Source organism: Flavivirga aquimarina (assembly GCF_030540835.1).
In the GTDB taxonomy this organism is placed as follows: Bacteria; Bacteroidota; Bacteroidia; order Flavobacteriales; family Flavobacteriaceae; genus Flavivirga; species Flavivirga aquimarina.
The window spans coordinates 1-5,404 of the sequence record NZ_JAUOEK010000145.1; the positions used below are offsets into that span (position 1 = coordinate 1).

3 protein-coding genes are annotated in these 5,404 nt (G+C 32.3%); 2 read left to right on the forward strand and 1 reads right to left on the reverse strand.

Features of this window, described 5'->3' with window-relative positions; all coding sequences use genetic code 11:
• Positions 1–1,953 precede the first annotated feature (1,953 nt).
• Entirely contained in the window at positions 1,954–2,250 is a 297-nt protein-coding gene (locus Q4Q35_RS15520; protein WP_303278919.1) for a DUF6520 family protein, read from the reverse strand.
• A gap of 1,515 nt (positions 2,251–3,765) precedes the next feature.
• On the opposite strand from Q4Q35_RS15520, the gene Q4Q35_RS15525 reads away from it, so the two are divergent.
• Both Q4Q35_RS15525 and Q4Q35_RS15530 read left to right on the forward strand, forming a co-directional pair.
• Positions 3,766–4,242 (forward strand): protein-disulfide reductase DsbD domain-containing protein, encoded by a 477-nt coding sequence (locus Q4Q35_RS15525; RefSeq protein ID WP_303278920.1) that lies wholly within the window; start codon positions 3,766–3,768, stop codon positions 4,240–4,242.
• Positions 4,243–4,360: 118 nt separating this feature from the next.
• Positions 4,361–5,404: TlpA family protein disulfide reductase (locus Q4Q35_RS15530; RefSeq protein WP_303278921.1), on the forward strand; the 1,044-nt coding region annotated here is incomplete at its 3' end.

Below are 5,404 nucleotides of genomic sequence, written 5' to 3' on the forward strand. Positions count from 1 at the left end.
TTCTTGATGTCTATATAGGAAATGATGTCCGAATGAGCCAAAAATTTCAAGTGGGAAAAAGCAACCAAACAGGTAAACAAACGATTAAAGCGGAGATATCTGTTATCCACCAGTTAGAAAAAAAATAGATATTGTAATTACCGTCGAATAAACAGGATGGAACGTAAAAAATGTTTAGTAGACCTTTTTAGAGAAGGTGCCAAATGGTATGGAAGACCTCCGGTCATGTCATTATATTAAAATACGGGACGGGTGAATTTGACAGCAAAATAAAAACATTTATCTTTGGACGACAGCATAACCAAGCTTGTTCCTCGCACTTTTATATGTCTTACTAAATCTGAATATTCAGTACCAAGGCGGAGAAAAAGTACAGAATACCAATGTATGGTTATCGTCTTTAAAGTGTTAAACATTTGATGATGAAAGTCAAATCAACTATTGTTCATATAATCAATAACTTACAAGGATAATCGTCAGCATTTTTTTGCGAGTTAAAATGTTGATGATCTATGAACTTTTAAAACTAAATAACATCAAATTAAATGATTGCCTAAAAGCCATAAAATCTTGCTAATTTTATAATTAGCAAGGTTTTGATTTCGGATGATATTCGATTTAGTGACCGGGCTGGGGTCAGGAACTATAGCTCAAACACCAGTGTTTATAAGTTATCTGCTAATTTTAACATTCGTTGGTACAAATATAATTAAATGCAAGTTTAAATTTTTGCTTTTTTAGAATGAACTCATCTTGATTTTTTGTTTTTAACCGAAAATGAGTTGAAATTTGTACAGATGAGACTATTTTTGATAGGCATAGCATTGATACACATAAGAAAATAGACGAATTTCAGCCGTTCCTGCTGGCAGGTAGGTTTTAAGAAATAGAAAAAGTCAAGATGAGTTCAATAACTATATTGTTTCTTTTGTTTTAAATTAAGTAAAATTAATAGTTGTAGAGAAGAAAAAGGAACTATCCAAAAATTATTTTTTCTAGGTTTTATAAGGCTTAAAAAATTACCTTAGATTTTAGTGACACCGAATTAGCCTCTTTTTAACAATTCTTTAACTTTTATGATGAAATTTGTCTTTGTTTAGAGCAAAATGGTTTTTAGGTATCCTTATAAATTGAGTTATGAAGCTTGGGTATTAAATCTTTTGAATAAACTTAATAAAATAATGACTCATATAAGGGTTAAACTATGTAAGCGTAATAGATAAATTATTACGTTATCTGTCATTTTATGAAACTTTATATTATTCAAGAAATAAGAAATCTTAGATATAAAGCGTCTGAAATTGAGGAAATGACTAAAACTGAAAAGCAGCGCTTCATGAAAATTAAAATCATGAACATTGAGAATGATATCAATTAAAATACACAAAACTCGTTCAAAAATAAAAACTATCAACGGGTTTTAATAAACACTTAAATAAAATGAATTATGGAAACAGAAGCAGATTGTAAAAAAGAATAAAATAATTTATAGAATGGTGGCTTATATGGGTATACCATTTCATCTATTAAATAACAGCAGATGATTTTGTAAGCAAAGCTGTAAAAAACATTATAATAAAACAAAAGAAGAGCTGGTAATTTACGAAAAAAAACATTTATTCAGTTAATAATCAGGTGATTATTTAGATGTGAGTGTATTATAAGTGATAATTTTTTGAAATCAAATTAAAATTCATTTATCTTATAATCAGTAATTTATAAAAAACGTAGTATCTGAAATATCAGACCCATCCATTTAATTTTTTCATTACAGAAAGGTTTTAGTTTATATCTATTACCTTTCTGTAATGAAAAAATTAGAACAATTATTGACAGGTCTACAATTAAGTATAGATGATGCTGAAAAATATATTGTAATTTGATTTCAAAAACTTATTCCGTTTATGAGCTATATTATTAAAGAAGAAATATCAATACCTAATCTTTACAAAATTACTCTGGTATGTATTCATACAAAATTACAGTACAATTTGTTGTTACTAAGTATAAATTAACTACAACATTCTCCCCAGCATCATTTTGCACAACTATTGTGCAAAGCTCATTTCCTGTAAGTTGACATTCAACCTCATTTGTGACTGTACAAACAATGTCAGTGCGTTCGTATTCTGCTACGGTAATTTTAAGAAGATCCTCTGCACTATCCGCAGAGGTAAAAGCAAGAGAAGCAGTGATTGCTAACATAAGAGCAAAAGCTGGTAAAACGATTTTAAAAAATTTTGTTTTCATAATTATAGATATTTAAAAATTAACGACCTACTCTATTTTACAGGTTTTCGATCTTAGCCCTGACTGCAGTATGTTTAACCAGATATTCCGGTGTTGTTTTTAGGTTTTCGGGTCTTGAGTTTTAGGTCTTGAGTTTTATACTGTTAAAACAGGAGAAGTCTGTATTTCCTTAAAACGGCCCCCTAATTGATAGCTAACGATATGTTTTTATATCCACTATGAATTTTCATGATATTTAACACTATCAAGATATGTAATAAGATTTATTTCTAACGTATAAATAATTGTATTAAAGGGATTTAGTTGCTTTTTGATGGTTTTATTTTCAAGAAAGGTTCACAATAAAAAAGAAAAAAACTAAAAGAAAAAGCTCTTTTATTAAAATGTAGGTCTAAAAAGCCTATAAGCTGTCATTTTGGGCATGGGAACAGTAAATATATATCAAAGAGAATAATAAAAAAACATGATCCACTATTTTAATATCTTCAAAAGATCAAATCATAAACGATTTAAAAAAAGAAAACAGTATCTCTAAAAAAAAATATGCTTTTTAATAGTAATAGCCATATTATTTTTAATCTAAAGAATTTTTCGACGCTCTGCGTCGAGGTTCCCAATTCACCCCTCCAAAGGCTGGGTAAGATACAGAATTTCGATTTTGACCCAAAAGGTGAAAATGAAACTGGCGAAACATGTGCGGGGTACTTCGCCTGCCCGTGCGGCAGGCGGGCGGGCACTCAGTATAAACTGAGGTCTAAGTATACCTCTATGGCCCTTGCGAGGAGAGTTGGTTTTAATAAATTCTTTATTGATGGTTAAATATTTGTTTTTTTTTTGATCGTACCACCCACTTTTATTTTTTTGCTGTGTTAAGGACTATAGAGCTTATATCACATTTTTTAATGAAGTAAAATGATTCTCACACCGACTCATCCACCACCCTGAAAAAAACACCTCCTCATAGTATTGCTATACTATGAAGTGAAAAAAAGCTAAAATCCAGGGGATGGACCACATGCAGAGAGGGTTTTTGAGTCATAAAAGGCCTTGCATATTATCCGTCTAGCATGAAAAAAAGACAGAAATAAAGAGTGCAGAAAAAACAAAAAAACCGGGGAGTTTGACCAAAGAAGACCGTATTGAATATTATTACGAAAAAGGAGGCTATAAAAATAAAACATTAGCGCATCAAGGCCATGTGTATGTCATGTTGGGGGTGGTGGAGCGTTAGGAAATCGAAGATTCACGAACACCTATTTAATCAAATAATAAATGTTGTGGGCCAAAATGCCCTGTGGGCATTTTTAGCGAACAGGCCAGGTGTCGCGATGGAAAAGTTGAAAAAGCTTTGAGAAAGCTTTTAGTGGATGGGCTAGGTGGTGCGGTGGCAAATGTATAAATCCTAACCTGTTGACTGTTTTATTGAAAGAGCCAGATGATCCAGAGCGAATAAAAAATTAAGAATTAAAAGCGGCCAATCAAATTCAGTGGAGTATATAATAAAAAGAAAAAGATATGTTTTATAAAACCCAAGCAGTAATTGTATTCATCTTGCTATTAAACAATGTAGGAACTCCGATGGTAGCACAGTCTACATCTGGAGATCCTGTAAACTATACGGTAGAGGCTCCTGAAACCGTAAAAGCGGGTGACGAGTTTGTTATAAGTACTGTATTTAATATAGCACCTAATTGGTATGTATATGCACCCATTGCAATGAATACGGCTCAAGGTAAGATCCCTACAAAAGTATCTTTTAAAGTACCAGCTGGTATTAAGAAGATGGGAACGTTACAACTACCTGATCAGAATGTTTTTTTTGACACCTATAGAGGTCAGAATATAAGGATGTCTCAAAAATTTCAAGTCGTTAAAGATTTAGAAGCAGGAAAACAAACGATAGTGGCTAATATCATTTATCAAACGTGTAATGATGAAACCTGTTACCCACCAGTTAGAAAAAAAATAGATATTGCAATTACCGTCGAATAAATAGGACGGGACATAAAAAATGTTTGGTAGACCTTTTTAGAGAAGTTGCCAAATGGGATGGAAGACCTCCCGGTCATGTCATTATATTAAAATACGGGGCGGGTGAAATAGATTAATAATGAAAAAAAATAGATTAGAAATGAACACTTATGTAAAGATTAAGGGTGCAGGGGCACTAAAAATAAAAATTAGTACCCTGTTGTTGTTTTGCTGTTTTACTACGAACATACAAGCACAAGAAACAATAGCAGAGACTGGTATTGAAACACAGGCAGATAAGGACTGGAAAGAATTAAAGTATGTTATGATAACTTATGGTGCTGTAAAAGAGAAGCAAAAAATGGAAGAGGGAGAAGGGGCATTAGGAATAAAAAGATATTATGATAAATATTTTAAAAAACGTTCAGAATTAGCTAAGGCATTCTGGTATAAATACCCACAAGACCCACGTCGTATTCAAGCCTTAAAGTTCTTTTTTTCCCCTTATGCTCAGCCCTATTTTGTACCTAATAAAATTTCTGATAGTTTAAAAGCGTTTGCACTTACTATTCCTAAACGTATGAAATATTTGCGAAAATTTTATCGATTAATGCCTGTAGACAAAGTAGCGTACCACCAGTGGGTAAAAGCAGGAGACGATATGGTGAACAGCATACTTAATTCAGATGCAGATTTAAAATCTAAAGTGGATGCCGAGTTTCAATTAACTATTACACGCGAACTTAACCTTAATTCACGACTATATTTTATGGTACAAAGAAAAGAAAAATCAGAAGCCGATTATTGGGAACACTTTGAAATTCAATCTTGGAAACATATCCGCTTATCTTTAGAACGTTTTGTTGATAAATATGCAGCATTAGAAAGCGTTTCTAGTTATGTTAAAGATGCTTTAGGGGCTGTTATTAACTATGCACCTGCAGTATCAGATGCTTATTGGCAATACTTTTATGAAATTACGGGCAGCAATCACCCACAAGCAAACCAACTAGGTATTAAAGCCTTGCATAAACTGGCAGCTGAAAACGTAGCTGCTATAGAGGCCTTAAAAGAAGTGGATTATTCCAAGCCATTAGATATGGTTTTTACAGCTATAGATGGGAGTATCGTAGATCTTAATACCATGAGAGGGAAAGTGGTATTGATCGATTTTTGGGCGACC

Bases quoted from the DNA above. Each gene is read 5' to 3' on its own strand.
- Q4Q35_RS15520 (WP_303278919.1), bottom strand. From the start codon at position 2,250: ATGAAAACAAAATTTTTTAAAATCGTTTTACCAGCTTTTGCTCTTATG.
- Q4Q35_RS15525 (WP_303278920.1), top strand. From the start codon at position 3,766: ATGTTTTATAAAACCCAAGCAGTAATTGTATTCATCTTGCTATTAAAC.